Annotated in this window: 23 protein-coding genes; 13 read left to right on the top strand and 10 right to left on the bottom strand. The window is 65.4% G+C overall.

The genetic code is table 11. From position 1 onward, the window contains the following. Positions 1-21: 21 nt before the first annotated feature. From AB7G19_RS35255 to AB7G19_RS35265, 3 genes are read right to left on the bottom strand one after another with little or no spacing between them, the layout of a single operon-like run. Complete coding sequence (locus AB7G19_RS35255; protein ID WP_135215545.1) at positions 22-2,283, bottom strand: xanthine dehydrogenase family protein molybdopterin-binding subunit; 2,262 nt, start codon at positions 2,281-2,283, stop codon at positions 22-24. Further along, entirely contained in the window at positions 2,276-3,331 is a 1,056-nt protein-coding gene (locus AB7G19_RS35260) for an FAD binding domain-containing protein (protein ID WP_085403234.1), read from the bottom strand. The genes AB7G19_RS35255 and AB7G19_RS35260 overlap by 8 nt, the downstream gene beginning before the upstream one ends. Further along, entirely contained in the window at positions 3,328-3,825 is a 498-nt protein-coding gene (locus AB7G19_RS35265) for a (2Fe-2S)-binding protein (protein ID WP_085403233.1), read from the bottom strand. The genes AB7G19_RS35260 and AB7G19_RS35265 overlap by 4 nt, the downstream gene beginning before the upstream one ends. Before the next feature lie 252 nt (positions 3,826-4,077). Here AB7G19_RS35265 and AB7G19_RS35270 point away from each other — a divergent pair, with 252 nt between their 5' ends. Together AB7G19_RS35270 and AB7G19_RS35275 are read left to right on the top strand one after the other, a co-directional pair. Then, positions 4,078-4,728 carry a TetR/AcrR family transcriptional regulator gene (locus AB7G19_RS35270; RefSeq protein ID WP_193560905.1) on the top strand — a complete coding sequence of 217 codons (651 nt, stop codon included), beginning with the start codon at positions 4,078-4,080 and terminating at the stop codon, positions 4,726-4,728. Between the two features lie 65 nt (positions 4,729-4,793). Next, positions 4,794-5,201, top strand: coding sequence for a DUF4864 domain-containing protein (locus AB7G19_RS35275; RefSeq protein ID WP_085403231.1), 408 nt, complete (start codon positions 4,794-4,796; stop codon positions 5,199-5,201). Here AB7G19_RS35275 and AB7G19_RS35280 read toward each other — a convergent pair. Then, complete coding sequence (locus AB7G19_RS35280) at positions 5,198-6,463, bottom strand: MFS transporter (protein ID WP_071916413.1); 1,266 nt, start codon at positions 6,461-6,463, stop codon at positions 5,198-5,200. The genes AB7G19_RS35275 and AB7G19_RS35280 overlap by 4 nt on opposite strands. Positions 6,464-6,613: 150 nt before the next feature. Between AB7G19_RS35280 and AB7G19_RS35285 the strand changes: the two genes are divergently transcribed. From AB7G19_RS35285 to AB7G19_RS35320, 8 genes are all read left to right on the top strand, one after another. Then, the gene (locus tag AB7G19_RS35285; RefSeq protein WP_085403230.1) at positions 6,614-7,051 is read left to right on the top strand and encodes a hypothetical protein; all 438 of its coding nucleotides are present in this window, start codon (positions 6,614-6,616) and stop codon (positions 7,049-7,051) included. Positions 7,052-7,130: 79 nt separating this feature from the next. Next, entirely contained in the window at positions 7,131-7,415 is a 285-nt protein-coding gene (locus AB7G19_RS35290; RefSeq protein ID WP_085403229.1) for a hypothetical protein, read from the top strand. Between the two features lie 9 nt (positions 7,416-7,424). Further along, complete coding sequence (locus AB7G19_RS35295; RefSeq protein WP_085403228.1) at positions 7,425-8,849, top strand: TolC family protein; 1,425 nt, start codon at positions 7,425-7,427, stop codon at positions 8,847-8,849. Between the two features lie 13 nt (positions 8,850-8,862). Next, the gene (locus AB7G19_RS35300) at positions 8,863-10,194 is read left to right on the top strand and encodes a copper oxidase (protein WP_085403316.1); all 1,332 of its coding nucleotides are present in this window, start codon (positions 8,863-8,865) and stop codon (positions 10,192-10,194) included. Positions 10,195-10,226: 32 nt separating this feature from the next. Further along, a complete protein-coding gene (locus tag AB7G19_RS35305; protein ID WP_028149531.1) occupies positions 10,227-10,682 on the top strand; it encodes a cupredoxin domain-containing protein in 456 nt (151 codons plus the stop codon). A 14-nt stretch (positions 10,683-10,696) separates the two neighbouring features. Then, positions 10,697-10,999: a copper-binding protein gene (locus AB7G19_RS35310; RefSeq protein WP_085403227.1), complete on the top strand. Its 303-nt coding sequence runs from the start codon at positions 10,697-10,699 to the stop codon at positions 10,997-10,999. Between the two features lie 414 nt (positions 11,000-11,413). Further along, on the top strand, positions 11,414-13,555 hold the full coding sequence (gene flhA, locus AB7G19_RS35315) for a flagellar biosynthesis protein FlhA (protein WP_071916417.1): 2,142 nt from the start codon (positions 11,414-11,416) through the stop codon (positions 13,553-13,555). Between the two features lie 295 nt (positions 13,556-13,850). Further along, a complete protein-coding gene (locus tag AB7G19_RS35320) occupies positions 13,851-14,054 on the top strand; it encodes a hypothetical protein (protein WP_014497685.1) in 204 nt (67 codons plus the stop codon). Positions 14,055-14,324: 270 nt separating this feature from the next. Here AB7G19_RS35320 and AB7G19_RS35325 read toward each other — a convergent pair whose 3' ends face one another. The 6 genes from AB7G19_RS35325 to fliI form a co-directional block, all read right to left on the bottom strand. Then, complete coding sequence (locus AB7G19_RS35325; protein ID WP_135215542.1) at positions 14,325-15,545, bottom strand: NAD(P)/FAD-dependent oxidoreductase; 1,221 nt, start codon at positions 15,543-15,545, stop codon at positions 14,325-14,327. A 115-nt stretch (positions 15,546-15,660) separates the two neighbouring features. Continuing rightward, positions 15,661-16,620, bottom strand: a complete 960-nt coding sequence (locus AB7G19_RS35330; protein ID WP_135215541.1) for a helix-turn-helix transcriptional regulator — start codon at positions 16,618-16,620, stop codon at positions 15,661-15,663. 195 nt (positions 16,621-16,815) lie between these two features. Beyond that, positions 16,816-17,877, bottom strand: coding sequence for an anti-sigma factor (locus AB7G19_RS35335; RefSeq protein ID WP_085403224.1), 1,062 nt, complete (start codon positions 17,875-17,877; stop codon positions 16,816-16,818). A 37-nt stretch (positions 17,878-17,914) separates the two neighbouring features. Continuing rightward, complete coding sequence (locus AB7G19_RS35340; RefSeq protein WP_041955015.1) at positions 17,915-18,460, bottom strand: sigma-70 family RNA polymerase sigma factor; 546 nt, start codon at positions 18,458-18,460, stop codon at positions 17,915-17,917. 180 nt (positions 18,461-18,640) lie between these two features. Next, positions 18,641-19,060, bottom strand: a complete 420-nt coding sequence (gene fliJ, locus AB7G19_RS35345) for a flagellar export protein FliJ (protein ID WP_008138882.1) — start codon at positions 19,058-19,060, stop codon at positions 18,641-18,643. A gap of 121 nt (positions 19,061-19,181) precedes the next feature. Beyond that, entirely contained in the window at positions 19,182-20,507 is a 1,326-nt protein-coding gene (gene fliI, locus AB7G19_RS35350) for a flagellar protein export ATPase FliI (RefSeq protein WP_085403223.1), read from the bottom strand. 431 nt (positions 20,508-20,938) lie between these two features. Here fliI and ctrA point away from each other — a divergent pair, with 431 nt between their 5' ends. From ctrA to AB7G19_RS35365, 3 genes are all read left to right on the top strand, one after another. Then, on the top strand, positions 20,939-21,640 hold the full coding sequence (gene ctrA, locus AB7G19_RS35355; RefSeq protein WP_008138878.1) for a response regulator transcription factor CtrA: 702 nt from the start codon (positions 20,939-20,941) through the stop codon (positions 21,638-21,640). Positions 21,641-21,810: 170 nt separating this feature from the next. Further along, a complete protein-coding gene (locus AB7G19_RS35360; protein ID WP_014497691.1) occupies positions 21,811-22,215 on the top strand; it encodes a DUF350 domain-containing protein in 405 nt (134 codons plus the stop codon). Between the two features lies 1 nt (position 22,216). Continuing rightward, a complete protein-coding gene (locus tag AB7G19_RS35365) occupies positions 22,217-22,609 on the top strand; it encodes a hypothetical protein (RefSeq protein ID WP_085403222.1) in 393 nt (130 codons plus the stop codon). Positions 22,610-22,639: the final 30 nt, after the last annotated feature.

A 22,639-nucleotide genomic window follows, 5' to 3' on the forward strand; every position in this document is an offset into this window, starting at 1 on the left:
ATCTCGTCCCGCCTTTTTGCCTCAACGCTGGGTCAGCAACTCCTCGATCTTGATCGGGAAACGACGCACCCGCACGCCGGTCGCATGCCACACCGCGTTGGCGACCGCGCCGGCGCTGCCGGTAATGCCGATCTCCCCGACGCCCTTGATGCCGAGCGCATTCACATGCGGATCGTGCTCCTCGACCGTGATCACGTCGAGCGGCGGCACGTCCGCATTCACGGGGATGTGGTACTCGCCGAGATTGGCATTCATGATCCGGCCGCTGCGGCGGTCGGTGATGGCTTCCTCATGCAGCGCGAAGGACATGCCCCAGATCATGCCGCCGAACAGCTGGCTCTTCACCAGGTGCGGATTGACGATGCGCCCAGCCGCGAAAGCGCCGACCATGCGGGTGACACGGACCTGGCCGAGTTCGGGATCGACCTTCACCTCCGCGAACACCGCGCCATGGGCGTGCATCGCATACTCCTCCATCGCCGCAGGATTTGGCGCACCGGTGCCGCGGGCCTCGATCTCGGCAACGCCCGCACGGGCGAGGATCTCGACGTAGCTCTCGCCGCGGCTCTCGTCGTCGCGCCGGATCAGCCTGCCGTCGCGCGCGATCACGCCGGCATTGCCGGCACCGAACAGCGGCGAGCGCTCGTCACTGGTGGCGAGATCGGCGAGCTTTGCGACCACGGCCGCACCGGCGCTATGGATCGCAGCACCCGCGGTCGCGGTGTGCGCCGAACCACCGGCAATGCCGGCGTCGGGCAAGTCGGATGAACCAGCCTTGAACTCGACACGGTCGATGTCGAGCCCGAGTTCGTCGGCCGCGATCTGGGCGAGTGCCGTCCAGGCGCCCTGCCCCATGTCATGCGCGCCGATTTCCATCGCGCCGGAGCCGTCGCGGCGGATGACCGCGCGCGCTTCGGCCTGGAACATCAGCGCTGGGAAAGTCGCCGTGCCCATGCCCCAGCCGACGAGAAGGCCGGCATCATCACGCATCTGCCGGGGCTGGAGCGAACGCTTCGACCAGCCGAAGCGCGCCGCGCCCTGCTCGTAGCAAGCACGCAGCGCCTTGGACGAAAACGGCTTGCCAGTGATCGGCTCGACCTCGGCGTAGTTCTTCAGGCGGAAAGCCAGCGGATCGATGCCGCACGCCCAGGCCATTTCGTCGATCGCGCTTTCGAGCGCGATCGAGCCGGTGGCCTCGCCGGGCGCACGCATGAACAGCGGTGTACCGGTGTTGACGCGCACGGCGTCATGCGAGGTGCGGATTGATGGGCTGGCATAGAGTGTATGCGAGGCGTCCGCCGCGGGCTCGTAGAAATCGTCGAACGTGCTCGACACGGTCCGGGCGTGATGATCGAGCGCAGTCAGGCGCCCTTCGCCGTCCGTGCCAATGCGCAGCCGCTGACGCGTCGGTGCACGGTGACCGACCGGGCCGTACATCTGCTCACGGCGCAGTACCAGCTTGACCGGCTTGCCGACCAGCTTTGCGGCCATGATGCCGAGGACCGGCGGACCGGCCATCAGCCCCTTCGAGCCAAAGCCACCGCCGAGGAACGGGCTGCGGATGTGGATCTTGTCATGCGCGATGCCGAACAACTCTGCCACGCGCGCAAGCGACAGCATCAGACCCTGGGTCGGCATGTCGATCTGCAAATTGTCGCCATTCCATGCGGCCACTATCGCATGCGGCTCCATCGCGTTGTGATATTGCGGCGGCGTTTCGTAAAGCGCGTCGATCTGCTTCTCGGCCGCGGCAAGGCCGGCCTCGACATCGCCGAGGTGATTTTCGGTGGGGTTGCCGACGCCGACGACCGGCGGCACGTAACTCTCGCCGGCATCGAGACCGACCAGCGCAGGCAGCGTCTCGTAGCGCGGCGCCAGCAGCACCGCGCCTTCAGTCGCGGCCTCCAGCGTCTCGGCGATCACGACGGCGATGGGCTGGTTGGCGTAGCGGACCTCATTGCTCTGCAAGACCTCCATCCGGAACACGAACGGATTGGTTTTGATTTCAGGGTCGATCGCAAGCTGTGGCTTGTGGTCTGGTGTCATGACGTCGACGACGCCGGGATGGCGTTTTGCGGCGGCGACATCGAGCGAGGTGACGCGGCCATGCGCGATGCTGGCGACCGCCATCACGGCAAGCAGCATGCCGGGCGGATGATTGTCGGCGGCGTAGGTCGCCTGCCCCTTGACCTTGAGGACGCCGTCGCGGCGGGTCAGCGGCTGACCGATGTTCGAGCCGTGGCGCAGATGGGCGGGAGAGCTGGACAGATTAAGCTCAGGCATGGATGGCTCCGGACGTCGAGGCAAAGGGAGAGGCCGGCAGCGCGGGGATGCGCGCGGGCGTACCGGCGGCGGCAAGGGTCAGCGCGCGCACGACGATGCGGCGTGCGAGCTCGATCTTGAAGGCGTTGTCGCCGGACGGCTTTGCGTCGGTAAGCGCGCGCCAGGCGGCTTCCTGAAAAGCGTCGCTCGTCGGCGCGACGCCCTTGAGCACATCTTCCGCGGCGCGGGCACGCCAGGGCTTTGCGGCGACGCCGCCGAGCGCCAGCCGCGCCTCCGCGATCTTGCCGTTCTCGATCCGCAACGCAGCCGCGGTCGAGACCACGGCGAACGCGTAAGACGTGCGCTCGCGAACTTTCAGATAGCGCGCATGTGCGGCAAAGCTGCGTGCGGCAGGCGGCAGGCGCACCGCGACGATGAGGTCGCCGGGTTCGAGCGCCGTTTCACGCTCGGGCGTATTGCCCGGCAGGCGATGTAGCGCGTCGAGCGCGATCTCGCGGCGGCCGTTCCTGCCCTCGATCTCGACGACGGCATCGAGCGCGACCAGAGGTACACAGAAGTCCGACGGATGCGTGGCGATACAGCTCTCGCTCCAGCCGAGCACGGCATGCGTGCGGTTCTCGCCCTCGCGCGCGTCGCAGCCAGAGCCCGCCTCGCGCTTGTTGCAGCGGCTGGCGGTGTCGTAGAAATAGGCGCAGCGCGTCCGCTGCAGCAGATTGCCGCCGACGGTCGCGGCATTGCGCAGTTGCGCGGACGCACCGGAGAGCAGCGCCTCAGCAACGGCCGGGTAGGACTTCGCGAAGTTTGCGTCATGCGCGAGATCGGCGTTGCTCACCAGCGCGCCGATGCGCAACGATCCGTCGGCGAGAGTCTCGATCTGATCGAGTCCGTCGAGATGCGTGACATCGACCAGCCGATCCGGTCGGCTGACGCCGCCCTTCATCAGATCGAGCAGATTGGTGCCGGCGGCGAGATAGGCAGTGCCCGGCTTAGCGGCCGCCGCAACGGCCTCGGCCACTGTGGCCGGCCTGATATAATCGAACGGTTTCATGCGGAGCGCCTCTGATTGGATTCGTCCGTGCCGGCCTGGGCTTCCAGCACGGCATCGACGATGCCGGCATAAGCGCCGCAGCGGCAGAGATTGCCGCTCATGCATTCGCGGATGCGCTCGGGATCGTTGCCGGCCTGCGCCTCTTGCATCATGCCGATCGCGCTCATGATCTGGCCGGGCGTGCAGAAGCCGCACTGAAAGCCGTCATGTGCGATGAAGGCCGCCTGCACGGGATGAAGCTGGTCGCCGCGCGCGACGCCTTCGATGGTGAGGATGTCGGCGCCGTCATGGCTGATGGCCAGAGCAAGACAGGAGTTGATGCGCTTGCCGTCGACGAGAATGGTGCAGGCGCCGCACTGGCCGCGATCGCATCCCTTCTTGGTTCCGGTCAGATGGAGGCGCTCACGCAGGAGATCGAGCAGCGTGACGCGCGTATCGTCGAGGACGAAGTCGCGCCGCGCACCGTTCACGGTGAGGCTGATGGAGTGGTTCATACAAGGCTCCGATCAGATATGGACATGAGTCATCGGCCAGCGCGCCACCTCCGTGGCCGCTGTCGATATGCGTTGGCCAGGCGGAACCCAGCCAACATCTCAAGGAAGATACGGAGGCACCCTCCGCTTAACAAGGGTCGCCGAAAAATATTTGGAATTCGTCAAAAGCCCATGCGCAGACAACGCGATGCAGCCTTGCAAGGGTTCATTGCGAGGGTTCAATCTAACCAATTCGTGATCTACATTACCGTCATGGACGACCAGACCGACCAGATTCGGAAGCCCCGCGCCGATGCCGTGCGCAATCGCGAGCGCGTGCTCGAGGCGGCGAAAATCGTGTTCAACGCGGGCGGTCCCGAGGCAAGCCTGGAAGCCGTCGCAAAACGCGCCGGGGTCGGTATCGGCACGCTCTATCGGCATTTTCCAACTCGCGAGGATTTGTTCGAGGCGGTGTACCGGCGCGAGGTCGAGCAGCTCAGCGAGCTCGCTGAGCAATTGAAGAACGCCAAGGACCCGGTCGACGCGCTGCGGCGCTGGCTGCGCTCCAATGTCGAATTCGTTGCCACAAAAAAGGGCATGTCGGCCGCGCTGGCGCTGACGTTCCAGAGCTCGTCGGAACTCGCGGCGTTCTCGATGGACCGGCTCACCAAGGCGATCGGCTCGCTGCTCGACCGCGCGGTCGCGGCCGGCCAGATGCGCGGCGATGTCAGCCCGGAGGATCTGCTCAGGGCACTCGTTGGCATGTGTTACATGCACGACCAGCCGGGCTGGCAATCCTCGGTGCTGCGCATGCTCGACGTGTTCGTGGACGGGCTGCGGGTGCAGCCGGCCGGCAAGTCCGGCACCAAGGCCAAGGCGCGTGCCGCCAAGCCCGCAAAGCCCGCGGTGAAACGGAAGCGATAGCACGCCGTATTTCGCTGAGGGCGTGCTAGGATTGGCATCGCCGGGATTTCAACGCGGAGCCTGTCATGCGCATCGCCACCTTGCTCGTCGCCCTTATGATTATCCTTGGTGCCGCTCCAGCATGCGCCGCCGACGTTACTGCGGCACAGGGCGTGATCCGCGCCCAGGAGCAGGCTTTCGCGCGCGACGATGCGGCCGCGGCCTATTCCCACGCCGCGCCGGCGATCAGGGAAATCTTCCCCGCCCCTGACATCTTCATGTCCATGGTGCAAAACGGCTACGCGCCGGTCTACCGGCACAAGAGCTTTGAGTTTGGCGAGAGCAGGAGCGAAGGCAACTGGATCTCCCAGCACGTCCACATCATCGACGCCAACGGCGAAGCCTGGGAAGCGCTCTACACACTCGAGCAGCAGGCGGACGGCAGCTACAAGATCACCGGTTGCTCGCTGCTGAAGGTGGGACGAGAAGTCTAGGTCGCAAAACCCGGTCCCGTCTTGACCGCGTTCATTCGCGACCGGATCAGCAGCGTCAGCACGATGCCGACATTGAGGGCATTCCACGCCACGCCGTTCGCGAACGCCGCAGCGTAGGAGCCCGTCGCGTCGAAGATGACGCCCGACACCCAGCCGCCGAAGGACATGCCGAACACCGAGGCGAAGATCACGATGCCGACGCGGGTTGCCGCCTCGCTCGCCGGCATCGCCTCGCGCACGATGATGGCGTAGCTCGGCACGATGCCGCCCTGAAACAGGCCGAACATCGCGGAGATCAGATAGAGCGAAGTCAGGCTGTCGAAAAACAGATAGAACACCAGCGCAAAGCCCTGCGCCAGCGATCCGACCAGCAGCGTGCGGATGCCGCCGATCTTGTCGGCAAGGTAACCCGAGCCGATGCGGCTGACGATGCCGCAGGCCATCATCAGCGACAGCATCTCGGCGCCACGCGCCACGCCGTAACCGAGATCGCCGCAATAGGCGACGATGTGCACCTGCGGCATCGCCATGGCGACGCAGCAGGAGATGCTGGCGATCGAGAGCAGCACGGTCAGCGTGTTGGTCGAAAGCTTGAGATCGACCTGCGGCGGCCGCGCATTGGCGTGATTGCGGACCTTGTCGTCGCCCATCTGTGCGCGCAGGACCAGCACCAGGATCGTCATCAAAACCACGCAAACGAGGGCGATGCCGATATGCGTGGTGCGCCAGCCGATCGTCTGCATGCCCTCGCTGATGAGCGGCGGCCACATCGTGCCCGCGACGTAATTGCCGCTCGCGACGATGGTCACGGCAAGTCCGCGATAGCGCTCGAACCAGTGCGAGGCCTCCGCCATCAGAGGCGCGAAGGTCGCCGAGGTGCCGAGCCCGATCAGGAAATAGGCCGCGACGAACTGCCAGAGCTGGGTCGAGAGCCCCGCCAGCACGTTGGCAACGCCAATGAAAGCGATGCTGATCGCCATCGCCGGCACGATGCCGAACTTGTCGGTGATCTTGCCGGCGATCACGCCGCCGAGGCCGAAGCCGAACATCATCAGCGTGAAGGCCAGCGACACCGCTGCTCGCGTGGCGGCGAACTCGGTCTGCACGACGGGAATCACCACGACGACCGCCCACATGCCGACGCCGCCGATCGAACCGATCAGCAGCGCAAGCAACAGCCGCACCCAAGCCTGACGCGAATCAGGGGTGAATGAGGCCGGTCTCTGTCCTGGAAGATTTGGCGCGTGCACAGGCCGGACCATGTTCGCTGACCGCCTTGGGGTCAAGCATCGTGCCGCGATATTGGGCATGCGCGGTGCACTGCGGTAAGAAGATGCTTGGCGAAGCCGCGCTTTGCCATTAGTTTGCAATCTGCGTGTGCAACATTGCCGCGCGAGGAGCCTATCGGCGGAATGCTGTTGCGATTGACGCGATCGATGCGGATCAGGGTGGGGCGGATCATCGCCCTCGCCTATCTGTTCTGCGTGCTCGCGCCGGCAGCAGCCCTCGCCTGGGGCAGCGGCCCGGCGCCGTGCCTCGACGACGCGCTCCTCGCCGATCTCGTGCCGGTGCATCACGAGATGCAGGCCGGCCACGTGCATGACGGTGTGTCGCATGACCACGCAGGCCTGCACGCGCATCACCAGGCTGCCGCACAGGATGCGCCAGCCCAACATCACCATGACGGCAAGGCTGGCCCGTGCTGCGCGATGATGTGCGTGAGCGCCCTGCCGGCCGACCTGCCCGGCATCGCCAAGCCGCTGCAGCCGATTTCCGCCTGCGCGCCCGAGATCGTGGTCAGCCTGCACAGCGCGGCGCCGCCTCAGCGCTACCGCCCTCCCATCGCCTGATCTGACGCGACGACGTCAGGACCGCACGCGCATCCGCGCGCGCGAACCTGTGGTCTCTACGACAGATCAGGGATGACTCATGCTTACGCTTTCCGGGGCGAAGTTCGCCGCCGCGTCCGCGGCGCGTGGACGACACTTTCGATTCAATTGGCCGCTGCTGGCCGCAATCGCATTGATATTGTCCGGCTGCATGCCGGCAACTGTGCCCGTGGCCGGCGCCGATCCTGCCGATCCGGCGGCGAAGGTCGCGCGCGTCGGCTATCGATCGACGATTGCGCCCTATACCAGCCTGCGGCCCGCGACGCCGGGGCCATGGCGCGACCGCAACGACGCTGTCGCACCGCAGCCGAAGCAAGACCGGTAGGGGCGCGCCGTGACGCATCATTTTGCGCGGGGCCTGCTCGTGCTCACTGCGCTGGGACTCTCCGGCTGCATGGCATTCTCGCCGGACGGAGGCATGACGACGGTCTCGGAGCTCACCAGCCAGACCATCAACAAGGACGTCGCCTTCGTGCGAACGGCCGAAGGCGCGGAGGCCGTCAACGCGACCGTCCGCCGCTTGCTGGCACGCACGCTGACCACTGAGACGGCCGTGCAGATCGCGCTGCTCAACAACAAGGGATTGCAAGCGACCTATAACGAGCTGGCGCTGGCCGAGACCGAGTTGGTCGAGCAGAGCCTGCCGCCCAATCCTGTGTTCTCGATCTCGCGCATCGCAGGCAATGGCGCGAGCGAGATAGAGCGTCAGGTAGTTGGCGACATCCTCGCGCTGGCCACCCTGCCGTTCCGCTCCGACATCGCCCGCGACCGTTTCCGTCAGGCGCAATTGCGCGCGGCGTTGGCGACGCTGCGGCTGGCCGCGGATGTCCGGCGCGCCTATGTCCGCGCAGTCGCCGGCAACGAAATGGTGGCGCTGCTCACCGACGCGAAGGCGACGGCGGAATCGACGGCGCAGCTCGCGGTCAAACTCGGCGACACCGGTTCGATCAACAAGCTCGACCAGGCCCGCGAGCAGGTGTTTTATGCCGAGACCACGGCCGACCTCGCCACCGCGCGGCAGGCGGCAACGAGCGCGCGCGAAAGGCTCGCGCGCCTGATGGGGCTGTGGGACGGCGGCCTCGACTTCCGTCTGCCCGATCAACTGCCGCCGCTGCCGCGCCGGCCGCAGGCACTGCCCTCGATCGAGGCCGATGCGGTGGCCCATCGCATCGATCTTCAGATCGCGCGGCTGGAGCTGACGGCGCTGGCAAAGTCACTCAACCTCACCGAGGCGACGCGCTTCGTCACGCTGCTCGACCTCGCCGGTATCTCCCGCCGCACCCAGGATCCCGAGGGCCCGCCGTTCCGCGAACGTGGTTTTGACGTGCAGTTCCAGATCCCGATCTTCGACGGCGGCGAGGTGCGGGTGCGGCAAGCGGCGGAGACCTACAATCTCGCCTTCAACCGCCTGACCGAGCGCGCCGTCAACGTTCGCTCCGAGGCGCGCGATGCTTATCGCGCCTATCGCTCCAGCTACGACATCGCCAGCCATTATCAGCGCGAGATCCTGCCCCTGCGCAAGATCATCACCGAGGAGATGCAGCTGCGCTTCTCCAGCATGCAGGTCGATATTTTCGCGCTGCTCACCGAAGCGCGGCAGCGCCTGGCGTCGCTGCGCGGCGCGATCGATGCCAAGCAAAAACTCTTCCTCGCCCAGTCCGACCTCCAGACTGCCGTCAACGGCGGCGGCGCACCTGCGTCGGGCGGCGACACTTCAACCACCATCGCCGCGGCAGCGCCTGCCGATGGCGGTCACTGAGATGGAGGCCAACATGTATTCCCGCCGAGGATTTTTGGGCACCGCCGCGCTTGCCAGCGCGTCAGCCGTCAGCGGCCGTGTGCAGGCCGCGTCCATTCCGGAAGCGCCTCACATGGACAAGGTGGTGATGCAGCCGCCGCTGCATCCGATCAGCGGCCCGGACTACCGCCCCGTGGTCACGCTGAACGGCTGGTCACTGCCGTTCCGCATGAACGGCGACTGGAAGGAATTCCATCTCGTCGCCGAACCCGTGGTGCGCGAGTTCGCCGAAGGCATGAAAGTGAATCTGTGGGGCTATAACGGCCAGTCACCGGGCCCGACCATCGAGGCGGTCGAAGGCGACAAGATTCGTGTCTTCGTCACCAACAGGCTGCCCGAATACACCACCGTGCACTGGCACGGCATGATCATTCCCAGCGGCATGGACGGTGTCGGCGGACTGACGCAGCCGCACATCCAGCCGGGAAAAACCTTCGTCTACGAGTTCGAGATGAAGAAGAGCGGGACCTTCATGTACCACCCGCATTCCGACGAGATGGTGCAGATGGCGATGGGCATGATGGGCATGGTCGTCGTGCATCCGCGCGATCAAAGCTTCCGGCCCGTCGACCGCGACTTCGTCTTCGTGATGAGCACCTATCGCGTCGATCCCGGCACATACCTGCCGCAGGTCAACGAGATGACCGACTTCAACATGTGGACCTGGAATTCGCGGGTGTTTCCCGGCATCGATCCCTTGCCGGTCAGGCTCGGCGACAAGGTGCGCGTGCGCATCGGCAATCTCAGCATGACCAACCATCCGATCCATCTGCACGGCCACAGCTTTGCGGTGACCTGCACCGATGGCGGCTGGATTCCGGAGAGCGCGCAATATCTGGAGACGACCACCGATGTACCCGTGGGCGCGGTGCGGGTGTTCGACGTGCTCGCCGACAATCCCGGCGACTGGGCGTTCCACTGCCACAAGTCGCACCACACCATGAACGCGATGGGGCACGAGGTGCGCAATCTGATTGGCGTGTCGCGCAAGGACCTCGCCAGGGCCGTCGGCAAGCTCGCGCCCGATGCCATGGCGATGGGTTCGACCGGCATGGCCATGGGCAACATGGAGATGCCCGCGCCCGACAACACGCTGCCGATGATGACCGGCACCGGTCAGTTCGGGCCGATCGAGATGGGCGGCATGTTCACGGTGATGAAGATCCGCGACGACCTCGCGCGCGACGATTACCGCGATCCCGGCCCCTACCAATTCCCGCAAGGCACCGTCGCCTACGAGGTCACGCCGCCGTCCGCCGAGCCGGCGCGGCAGCAAGGCGCGCCGATGAAGAACATGAAGATGTGAGCGTTTCGATGAACCACCAACTGGAGAACAAGATGAAGAAGACGATCAAACTCGGACTTGCGCTGGCTGCGCTTTCGACCGCACCGGCGTTTGCCCACGACCAGCACGGGCACGGGACCTTTTCGGCCGGCGAGCCCGGCGATCCCAGGAAGCCCGCGCGCACGATCGAGATCCTGCTGAACGAGATGGACTACGCGCCCGCCAGGATCGAGGTCAAACGCGGCGAGCAGATTCGTTTCGTGCTGCGCAATGTCGGCAAGGAGGACCATGAATTCCTGCTCGCCACGACGAAGGAGAATCTCGCGCATGCCGTGGAGATGAAGAAGCATCCGCACATGGAGCACGACGATCCCAACGGTGTCCGGCTCGCACCGAACAAGACGGCCGAGATCCTCTGGAAGTTCAGCAAGGCCGGCACGTTCGAATTCTCCTGCCTGATTCCCGACCACCGCGACTACGGCATGGTCGGCCACGTCACCGTGAAGTAACAAGGAAGACTCCCATGAACCGCACCATCCGTATCGCCGCAGCGCTGGCGCTGACCGTCGGCCTTGCCGCCGAAGCCTTCGCGGCCCAGGGCGCCGCGATCAGCGGCGAGGTCAAGAAGATCGACGAAGGCGCCGGCAAGATCACGCTCAAGCACGGACCGGCGAAAAGCCTCGGCATGGATGAGCCCATGACCATGGTCTATCGCGTCAAGGACCCCGCTTTGCTCAAGCAGGTGAAGGTCGGCGACAAGGTGACCTTCGAGGCCGAGGAGGCGGCCTCGGGGTATACGGTAACGACGATGCAGAAGGCGCAGTAGGGCTACGTCCTCCGCAGCTGATTTCGGCGCCAAACGCTTCCACAACGTCATGGCCGGGCTCGTCCCGGCCATCCACGGCTTGGGCGCGACATGAAGAACGTGGGGATCCCCGGGCCTTCGCCGCGCCGAAGCGGCTTGGGCCGCGCAGGCGGGACAAGCCCGGGCATGACGACTTCGTCCCTGCCAGGTGCCCGAAACACCCCGGTCTGACCTCCTGCCGCACCCTCCGTTAACCCTTTGCTAACCATACACCCGGCAAGAATTGCCGAGTGAAGTCGAGTGTCGTCAGCCGCGTAGAACGGGAGGTTCCCCGTGGACGCCAGTGCGGTGCCTCACTTTCGAAACGGCGGCCCTTCGGCCGCCGCGCAGACATTTGGGGCGCGCGGACGGCAGTCGCGCGGGGGAGCAGCTACCATGGTCGACGTCACCGCGGGACAGGGCGTAGGCAGCACGAACGCCGGCTTCCCGACCCTTACCGAGATCGGCAACATCCTCAAGCGCGGCGATATCGCGCTGGCGCTCGGCGTCCTCACCATCCTGGTGGTGCTGATCCTGCCGCTGCCCGCGATCGTGCTCGACCTGTTCCTGGCGATCTCGATCACGCTCTCGATCCTGATCCTGATGACGTCGCTGTTCATCCAGGCGCCGCTGGAATTCTCCGCCTTCCCGACCGTCCTCCTGATCTCGACGATGCTGCGCCTGTCGCTGAACATGGCCTCGACCCGCCTGATCCTGTCGCACGGGCACGAGGGCACGGATGCCGCCGGTCACGTCATCGAAGCCTTCGGCAGCTTCGTGATGGGCGGCAATTTCGTCATCGGTATCATCGTCTTCGCCATCCTGATCATCGTCAACTTCGTCGTCATCACCAAGGGTTCGGGCCGTATCGCCGAAGTCGCCGCCCGCTTCCACCTCGACGCCATGCCCGGCAAGCAGATGGCGATCGACGCCGATCTCTCCGCCGGCCTGATCGACGAGAAGGTCGCCAAGCAGCGGCGCAAGGATCTGGAGGACGAGAGCGGCTTCTTCGGCGCCATGGACGGTGCCTCCAAATTCGTTCGCGGCGATGCCATCGCGGGCCTTTTGATCGTCTTCATCAACATCGTCGGCGGCATGATCATCGGTGTCGCGCAGCAAGGCCTCTCCTTCGCCGATGCCGGGCGCAGCTACACGCTGCTGACCGTCGGTGACGGCCTCGTCACCCAGGTGCCGGCGCTGATCGTTTCGACCGCGGCCGGCCTGCTCGTCTCCAAGGCCGGCGTGTCCGGCGCCGCCGACAAGGCGCTGATGAAACAGTTCTCCGGCTATCCGCAGGCGCTGGCGATGTCCGCGGCGGTCATGCTGGTGCTGGCGGCGCTGCCGGGCATTCCGACCATCCCCTTCCTGGCGCTCGGCGGCGGCGCCGGTGCGCTCGCCTGGCACGCCCGCAACCGCAACCGGGCGACTGCCAGGGCTGACGAAGTTGCAAAGACCGCACCCGCTCCGGGAACGCCGGGTTCACCTGGCGCCGCTGCGGCCGAAGAGCCGATCTCCGCCGCGCTCAAGATCGACGATCTCAAGATCGAGCTCGGCTATGCGCTACTGCCGCTGGTCAACGGCCCTGATGGCACCGACCGCCTCACCGAGCAGATCAAGGCGCTGCGCCGCTCGCTCGCGATCGAGATGGGCTTTGTGATGCCCGCCGTGCGCATCCTCGATAACGTCCAGCTCGAAGCCAACACCTACATCATCAAGATCAAGGAAGTGGACGCCGGCACCGGCAAGATCTGGCCGAACCAGTTCATGGTCATGGACCCCGGCGGCAGCCAGGTGCAGGTGCCCGGCATCCATACCACCGAGCCGACCTTCGGCCTGCCCGCAACCTGGGTCGATGCCAGCCTCAAAGAAGAAGCCTCGCTCAAGGGCTACACCGTCGTCGACGCCGCGACCGTGCTCTCGACCCACCTCACCGAGCTGCTCAAGGCCAACATGTCGGACCTGCTCTCCTACGGCGAGGTGCAGAAGCTGCTCAAGGAGCTGCCGAAGGAGCAGGGCGAGCTGGTCAAGGACATCGTGCCGGGCCAGGTCACGGTCTCCGGCATCCAGCGCGTGCTGCAGCTGCTGCTCGCCGAGCGCATCTCGATCCGCGACCTCTCGACCATCCTGGAAGGCATCGCCGACTCGCTCGCCTTCTCGCGCAATCCCGCGACCATGGTCGAGCATGTCCGCGCCCGCCTCGCGCGGCAGATCTGCGCGCAAAACACCTCCTACAGCGGTTATCTGCCGCTGATCGCGCTGTCAGCGCGGTGGGAACAGGCCTTCGCCGAATCCATCATCGGCCAGGGCGAGGAACGCAGCCTCGCGATGCAGCCCTCGAAGCTGTCGGAATTCATGACCGGCGTGCGCGAGGCCTTCGAGCGCGCCGCGCGCGAAGGCGAGGCGCCGGTGCTGGTCACGTCTGCGGCAATTCGTCCCTTCGTACGCTCCCTCGTCGAGCGGTTCCGGGCCCAGACGACGGTGCTGTCGCAGGCTGAAATCCACCCCAGGGCGAGATTGAAAACGGTCGGAAGCATCTGATTTGCCTTAAGAAGCCGTATGTTTTTCGGCCACAGGCAAATGGTTTTTGAGTTCCTGGCGCCTTGTCGACCAAATGCAAACAAGGCGCCTCGCAAGCACATTACACCTTTGAAATAATTATATAATCGAACGATTGAGGGGTCGCTTTCGATCGCGATCTTTCACGTCCTGTCACGCTCTTGTGATCGCCCCTTGGGAACGAATCCCCCCAATACTAGGTTGTTGGGGACCGGAAGCATGAACCTCCCCCAACAGGGTAGCGACTACTTCGGGTAGATGGCGGCAGGAGCCTTCCATGAACCACTCGATTTACAGCGCCGATCGCTCGACCCACTTGAAAATCGTGGTCGTAGCCCTCGTCGCCGGCATCGCGGTGGCAGGCTTCGGCATCACGGCGGCGCGCACGGGTTCGGACGAAGGTCTGACCCAGACCGCCCGCGTCATCAAGGCCGGCAAGCCGGTTGTTATCACCAGCTCGAACGCATCCCTCGTTCGATAAGGAGATTTGACGAGTTTTGTGAATTCACGCGGCTCTTTACCAGCCCCCCAAAGTCGCCACGTGGATATGTAGACGACCCCAACCCCAAGTCGACTACGGAAAGCGCCCGCCCCCCACGGGCGCTTTCTCATGTCTGGGGTACCTCGTCATTGCGAGCGTAGCGAAGCAATCCAGACTGTCGCCGCGGTAAGATTCTGGATTGCTTCGCTACGCTCGCAATGACGGAGCAATTGGCACAGCCGCGATCCTCCAACCAGCCCCGATCAAATTCTACCGCGCCCCATAAGTCGGCGGCGGCGCCTGGACCGTCGGTGCTGCCGCAGCGAAGAGCTCGGCCTTGCTACCGGTGAGCGGCGGGTAGATGCGCTTGCAGTTGATGGTCTGCTTGGTCGCCTTTGCGGCCGCGCCAGTGGTGCGAACCTCGCGATCCCACCCTTCGGTATAGAGCGCGCCCCAGCCGCCGAGGTCGAGCACGGTCACGTACCAATCGATGCGCAGCGGCAGCATCGGCAGGCCCGCCAGATCGGCTACGACGTTGTGACCGGCGAAGCGGCCCATGGGACGGGCGAACTGGCAGGACATCACCGTCGGGTGCAGTCCATCGACCACGCTCGAGGCGACGTCGCCGGCGGCGAACACGCCCGGCACATCGGCCACCCGCATGAAAGGATCGACCAGCAGGCGGCCGAGGCGATCGCGCGCGCCCGCGAAGCTCTCGGCCAGCCGGCTCGCGCGCATCCCGGCGCACCAGATCACGGTTTGCGCCGGGATGAACTCGCCCGAGCTCAGGTGCATGCCGGCGGCCTCGACGGACACGACGCGCACGCCAAGCCGCGTCTCGACGTCGAGCGAGGCCAATGCCGTCTCGATGACGGGACGCGCATGCGCGCCGATGGTGGCGCCGACCGCAGGGTTGGGATCGACCAGGACGATGCGGCGGCTGCCGGTGATGCCGACGCGCGCCAGCCTGTCCGGCATCTCGGCCGCCACCTCGATGCCGGTGAATCCGGCGCCGACCACCACGACAGTCGAGCGCCCCGGCGAGGGCGCGCTGTGTCCGAGCGAGACGAGATGATTTTCGAGGATGAGCGCGGCGGCATAGGTATCGACATCGAAAGCATGCTCGGCAAGGCCGGGGATGGCGGGACGCATCACTTCGCTGCCGAGCGCCAGCACCAGGCGGTCGTAGCTCAGCGTCTCCTCGCCCCCGCTCGTGACGAGCGAAATCTCGCGCCGTGCCGGGTCGATGGCTTCGACCTCGCCAATGCCATGAGTGACGCCGATCGGATCGAGCAGTTGCGGCAACGGCAGTGCGACCTCGCTGAGGTCGGCCTCGTAATTGCGCACGCGGATGTTGTGATAGGGATTGCGATCGACGACACGGATCTCGATGTCACGGCCGGCCGCGCCGATCTCGTCGCGCCTGCGCGCGGCGCCGATGGCCGCCCATAGACCCGCAAACCCCGCGCCGAGCACGACGATACGCGCCATGTCCGTTTACTGCTTTGTCCAAGAATTCCGGCGGCCTGCCCGCGCAGGCAGATATAGCTCATTCGACCGGATCGACCAACTGCGGCGGCGCCGCTCCGCTGCATAAAATCGCGGCTCAGGCCTCGCGCAGCTCCGACGGCGTCGCGCCAAAACGCTTGCGGAAGGCGCGGTTGAAATAGGACAGGTCGGAGAAGCCCGAGGAATGCGCGATGTCGCTGATCTTGCGCGCCCTCGCGCGGGGATCGCCGAGCAGCTTGCGCGCCAGCACCAGGCGCTGCTCCAGCACGAATTCGGTGAAGGTCGTGCCGGCCTGCTCGAACAAGCGTTGCGCCTGGCGCGGGCTGAGCCCTGAGCGCGTCGCGATCTCGGACAGACAGAGATCGTTGCGGCCGAGCGCGGCCATCACGTCGGCACGCATGAGATCGAGACGGGCCGCCGCATGTCCGCGACCGCGCGCGAGGCTTGCATGCTCCGCATCGGTGCCGAGCAGCAGGCCGACGAGATCGATCACGTGCTGCGCGGTCAGGCGCTGGCCGACGGCGTCGAGATGCGGCGCGTGGTTGGCGGCGAGTGCGTGGTAGCGGAAGATCGTCTCGGCCACCGCGCCGTCCGAGAGCACTTGCGACAGCTTGTCCTCGGCACGCGGATTGATGTCGAGCAGCGCGCGGCGCGGCATGCGGATGCTGGTGAAGCGATCTTCCTGGGTGTGGCCGACGGTGCCGGTGACGCCCATGTCGACAAGCACCATCTGCGCAGGCGCAAGTTCAACGGTGTGGCCGTTCTGCCCGACGCGGACTAGACCCGCATGCGCGGCGATCAGGACCAGATCGTCGCTGCCGTCGGCCAGATGGCTCTGCGTGCGCGAGTATTGCGCGGAGGCACCTTCGGGAATGGCCAACGCGATATTGTCGACCACGCTGACCTGGAGCCGGCAATCGATGTTGTCGCCATGGCTCGGCCCGACGTCGAGGCCGCAGGGACCGAAGGCGCGCTCGCGCCAATGTTCGAAGGCCGGACCATGCGGAAGGCCCGCATATTGGTGGACGAAGATGCCCGGCGTCTTAGCTGCGTCCATCTGACTTCTAGCCCCTTTTCCGGCGCCATGATGTGCGGCGCCGACTGCAAATTCCGGGCATTTGACGCCGTGGATTGCGGGGAGGTTCAACGCGGGAGTGGATTCGGCGGGACTTGTCGGGGTGCGACGGCTGGACGGACCTTGGCGACGGTCGAGCGCCGTGTGCGCTCCATCCGGGCTACGGCGCCACGACACCTACTTCTTCGCGGGCGCCTGCGGCTGAGACGGCGGCACGGTCTCGATCAGCTTGCCGGAAAACACCGGAGCCGAGGTCGGCTGGCCGTTGGGCGAGCCGCCGGCCTGCTCGACGGTGACGGCGTAGGTCGCACCGTTGACGACCTCGGGATCGAAGGAGCCGAGCACCGGGCGCGCGGTGAAATCGCCCGCGCCAATCACGCCAAGCGAGCGCGGACGCGGCAGCTTGTCGGAGATCAGCCAGAGCTCGAAGCTCTTGCCGGCCTCCGGAGTCGCGCCCACCTTGCGCACGGTGAAATTCCGCGTCGCGCCGTCGACGGTGAGGATGAAGGCGGGACCGCCGCCCTGGCCCTGCAACAGCGCGACATACTGCGCAGCAGCCGTGAGCGGCGCCGCCGGCGTCTTCACTTCCACCGTCTGGATGCGCGGCGCCGGGCGCAAGCCGCCCGGCAGCGCATCGGGCTGGAAGATCTGAAGCGACAGCGTCACCAGCAGTGCAGCCGCAAGCGCGCCCACCGCGGAGGCGATCGTGCGCCAGCGTTTCACGCGGCCCTCGAGCCGGATGACATTGCTGTTGTCGGCAACCGGCGCCGGCGGCGCGCGCGCGACGTCAGGATCGGGTGCATGGACCTGCGGCATGAATATCGGCGCGATGTCGGGAAGCGCATCGGGTGCCGGCCGCGCCGTCCCGGGCTGCTCTGCTTCGGAAGGCTGCAGCTCCGGTTGCGGCACGGCGTCCGGCGCCAGCTCAGGCGGTGCAGCTTCGATCGAGGAGGACTCGGGCACAGGTGGCGGCGGCGGCGAAGCTTCCGGCGCAGGCGTCTCCTGCGCAAAGTCCGTCCGCGCAAGCTCGGACCGGATGTTCTCCCACACGATCGGACGCGGCTCGACCGAGCCGACCATCTGGTTGAGGACGCCGAGCCGGTAAGCCCAGGCCTGCACGACATCGGCGAACGCCTTGTCCACGGCCATCATGGTCTCGACCTGCGCGCGCTCACTGGCGTCGAGCGTACCGAGCGCATATTCCGCGGCGAGCGCGATATGGTCCTCCGTGTAGGCCATCACTTCCAGTCCAGAACCACCCTCACAATGCAAGTCCTCATAGTCCGAGGCACTCGCGGATATCCAACATGCTGCGCCGGAGCCACGTCTTCACCGTGTTGACGGGCGCGGCGAATTTTTCCGCCAATTGCTCGCGGCTCCAGCCGTTGTAATAGGCGAGAAGCACGAGCCTCTGACGATCCGGCTCGAGCCGGCCGATGCATTCCAGGAGCCGCTTCAACTCCTCGGTCATCTCCCTCCGCGCCAGCGGATCGGGGCTGTCGGCAGCGACTTCCATCGCCTGCGGCTCTTCCTCGATGGAGACTTCCGTCTTCTTGCGCACGATGTCGATGGCGCGGTTGCGCGCGATCGATGCCATCCATGTGATCGGCGACGACAAGGCCGGATTGAACTGGCCCGCGCCGTTCCAGATCTTGACGTAGGTCTCCTGAATGACCTCCTCTGCGAGATCCTGTCGACGCAAGATACGGAGCACGACGCCATAGAGTTTCGCGCGCGTGGCGACGTAGAGGCGCTCGAACGCGGCCTGATCGCCCCTGGCGACCTCCCCAATCAGCCCGACCAGCTCTGCTGGCGTCAGCATTCAGCCCCCCACGCACGGCCTGTCGCGTTCGGCGCAGGCCCTGGCACTCCGCTACCATAGCGCGCGGCAAAGCCCATCACCAAGGGGCGGCGCGCCACACTGTGGATAGCAAACGCGAAACCCGGACCTTGCGGGTCCGGGTTCGACGAATTCTCGGCTGTTGGACCGCTGGCTGCGCCGTCAGGCGACGGCGCCGATGCGGGCGCGCATCAGGCCGATGCTGTCGAGGTCGGCCTGCTCGCGGGCGTTTTCTTCGGCGCGCTCGCGGGCCTGGTCACGCTCGTCGAGGAGCTCGACCTTCTTCAGTTCCTCGAAGGCTTCGGCCAGCGCGGCCTTGGCTTCGTCGAGCTGGCCCTTCAGTTCGTCGGCCGAGCGGGTCAGGTTCTCGCGGCGCTGAATCGCGGCCTTGGCATAGGTCGGATAAGCGAAGTGCGAGGGATCGTTGATCCCGGCACGCTCCTGCTCGGTCGTGATCTCGCGTTCAAGATCGGTCGACATCCGCTGGAAGTCGGCGATCATGGTCTCGATCTGGGTGACCCGGCGGCGCTTCTCGTCGACCTGAAATTTCTTCAGGCGGATGAGGGTATCACGTGACTTCATCGACTCATACTCCCCAGAAGTCCCCTGGCTGCACGTGGGACGTCACCGGTCTCCCCACAGGCCCTGATAGGGCCAAGACCGGCTCTGCTACTCTGTGAGAGCGGATGATGACCTGACAAAGTTAGCGTTCCGTTTCCAAATCACCGAGGATTTGCGCCAACTGGCGGTAGCCGTCCGCCAGTGATGCATTTTCGTCCTTGCGCTGGCGCAGGAACGCCTCCAGCGGCTCGTGCAGCCGGATCGCCTCGTCCACCTCGGGGCTGGAGCCGGCCCGGTAGGCCCCGAGCCGGATCAATTCCTCCATGTCGGCATAGGTCGCCATCACCTGGCGGGCCCGCTGGATGGTCGGCCAGAACTGCGGATCGGCCGATTTCGGCATGGTGCGGGAGACGGATTTGAGGATGTTGATGGCGGGGTAACGGCCGCGCTCGGCGATCGAGCGCTGCATCACGATATGGCCGTCGAGGATGCCGCGGACGGCATCCGCGATCGGCTCGTTATGGTCGTCGCCGTCGACCAGCACCGTGAAGATCGCGGTGATCGCGCCCTCACCGAGGCCCGGCCCCGCGCGCTCCAGAAGCTTCGGCAACTCGGTGAACACGGTCGGCGTATAGCCCTTGGCGGTCGGCGGCTCGCCGGCGGACAGGCCGATCTCGCGCTGGGCCATGGCGAAGCGCGTGACCGAGTCCATCAGGCAGAGCACGTCCTTCTCTTCATCGCGAAAGTATTCGGCGACCGCGAGCGTCAGATAGGCGGCCTGGCGCCGCATCAGCGCCGGCTCGTCCGAGGTTGCGACCACCACGACAGAGCGCGCCAGGCCCTCCTCGCCGAGGTCGTCCTGCAGGAATTCCTGGACCTCGCGGCCGCGTTCGCCGATCAGCCCGATGACGCTGACCGCGGCATCGACGTTGCGCGCGAGCATCGACAGCAGCACCGATTTGCCGACGCCGGACCCTGCGAAAATGCCCATGCGCTGGCCGCGGCAGCAGGTGAGGAACGTGTTCATCGCGCGCACGCCGAGATCGAGCGGGGCGCCGACGCGCTTGCGCGAATGCGCCGGCGGCGGCGAATTGCGGTATGGCATCGGCGCCGGGCCCTGCGGCAATGGCCCCTTGCCATCGATCGGCTCGCCCAGCGCGTTGACGACGCGGCCGAGCCAGGCCGACGACGGACGCACTTGATTGGCGGCATTGGCGATGACGGCCTTGCAGCCGCGGCGCACCCCGTCCAGGCCGGCGAACGGCATCACGACAGCGTTGTTGCCGGAGAAGCCGATCACCTCGCAGGGAATGGAACGGTTCGCGCCGGTCTCGATCACGAGCCGCGCACCGACCGACATCGCGTGAATGGGTCCGGCCACTTCGACCATCAGGCCGCGAACGCCGACCACGCGGCCATAGATGTTGACGCCGTCGATGTCGCCGATCTGTTCGGCAAGAGCCTTCATCAGGGGCGCGCCTTTAATAAGAGGACCTTCATAAGGTGATCGCCTCCGATCCCGGGCTTCATGGCGAAAGACTTAAGTTTCGCCATATTTCTGAACGGCGCTTAACTTCGTGTTTACCCGCATCGTTAATCATTGCGTCACTGTCTTTGTGACTGAGCGTGACTCCCCTTCAGAAGAAGGCTGAGTCGCGGGAGTCGGTTAGGCCCGTCTCTTAAAGTGGAACTTGAACGGTACGGGGTGACGAAAGCTGCTTCGCGCGCAAGACCTTAGGGCGATTCGACAAAAATTGCACCGGGGGGACTTGCGTTCCAGAATCAGAGTTTGTTAACCATCTGTTGTCAGGATCCGAATCAGTTGTTCAAAGGCGTTTTGTTGAGTGCCGCGAATGCGGCCGACCTGACGCCCAGGAGCGGCGACTATGGGGAACTGGCATGCGCGTTTTGCTGATTGAAGATGACAGCGCCGTCGCGCAGTCGATCGAGCTGATGCTGAAGTCTGAGAGCTTCAACGTCTACACGACCGATTTGGGGGAAGAAGGCGTCGATCTCGGTAAGTTATACGATTACGACATTATTCTTCTCGACCTCAATCTGCCCGACATGTCCGGTTACGACGTGCTCAAGCAGCTTCGGGTCTCCAAGATCAAGACACCGATTCTGATCCTCTCCGGCCTCGCCGGCATCGAGGACAAGGTCAAGGGTCTCGGCGTCGGCGCCGACGACTACATGACCAAGCCCTTCCACAAGGACGAGCTGGTAGCCCGGATCCACGCGATCGTGCGCCGCTCCAAGGGTCACGCCCAGTCGGTCATCCAGACCGGCGACCTCGTCGTCAACCTCGACACCAAGACGGTGGAAGTCGGCGGCCAGCGCGTGCATCTGACCGGCAAGGAATACCAGATGCTGGAGCTCCTCTCGCTCCGCAAGGGTACGACGCTCACCAAGGAAATGTTCCTCAACCACCTCTATGGCGGCATGGACGAGCCCGAGCTGAAGATCATCGACGTCTTCATCTGCAAGCTCCGCAAGAAGCTCGCCAACGCTTCCGAGGGCCGCAACTTCATCGAGACCGTGTGGGGCCGCGGCTACGTGCTGCGCGAGCCGCACGAGCACGAAGAGCGCATTCCCGCCTGATCACTAAGTTTACGTCGCGAGCCCCCGGGGCTCGCTCCTCCCAGCCTGGACCCCGCCGCAAATGGCGGGGTTTTGTTTTTTGGGGACGCCAACGCGGCCTCATCGTCCTTGCGCCATTGAACCGCTATCCTCCCCCCGCCGACGAATGGTCGCTGCACGATGGGGGAACGATGATCCTGCAATCACTGGCCGGCCTGCCCGCCTTCCTGGTTTATTTCTGCACCGGCCTGATCGCGATCGTGGCGTATCTGTTCGTCTACACCCGCATCACCCCGCACAACGAGTTCCAGCTCATCCGCGACAACGAGCCGGCCGCCGCGATCGCGCTCGGCCTCAGCCTGCTCGGCTTCGTGGCGCCATTGGTCAGCGCGATCGCGCATTCGGCCAATGTGCTGGACTGCCTGATCTGGGCGGTCATCGCGTTGATCGTGCAGATCATCGTGCTCTTTCTGGTGAAGGTCCCGGTGCCGAACCTGTCGGCGCGGATTGCCGCAGGCGAGCTTGCGCCGGCGATCTGGCTCGGGCTGTCTTCGCTCGCGGCGGGCCTGTTGAACGCCGCCTGCATGATCTACTGACATGGCCAAACCCTCCAAAAAGGAGTTCGGCAAGCGCCGGCCGGCGCCCGTGGCGCCGCCATCGGGTCCGCCTGTGAAGCGCTCCGGCCATGTCGCGCTGCTGGTGATGGGCACGATCGCGGTCGGCACCACCGCCTACACGCTGATGCCGCGGCAGCACTGCGAACCCTCGCCCGGAGCCGTGCCGGGCCAGACGACCACGACGTGCAGCAGTAGCAGCAGTTCATCGGGCGGAAGCGACGGCAGCAGCTCGCGCTGGTCGTCGCGATCGAGCTTCTTCAGCAGCGATTCCTCGAGCCATTCCTCATCGGGAACCTCTTCGGACTCAGGCTCCAGCAGCGTGAGCCGTGGCGGCTTCGGCTCGTTCGGCCATGGCTTCTCGGGCGGCGGCTAGCGCATGATCCGGAAAAGCGGCCACCGATTT

The sequence above is a fragment of the Bradyrhizobium sp. 215_C5_N1_1 genome (assembly GCF_052075935.1).
Taxonomy (GTDB): Bacteria; Pseudomonadota; Alphaproteobacteria; order Rhizobiales; family Xanthobacteraceae; genus Bradyrhizobium; species Bradyrhizobium barranii.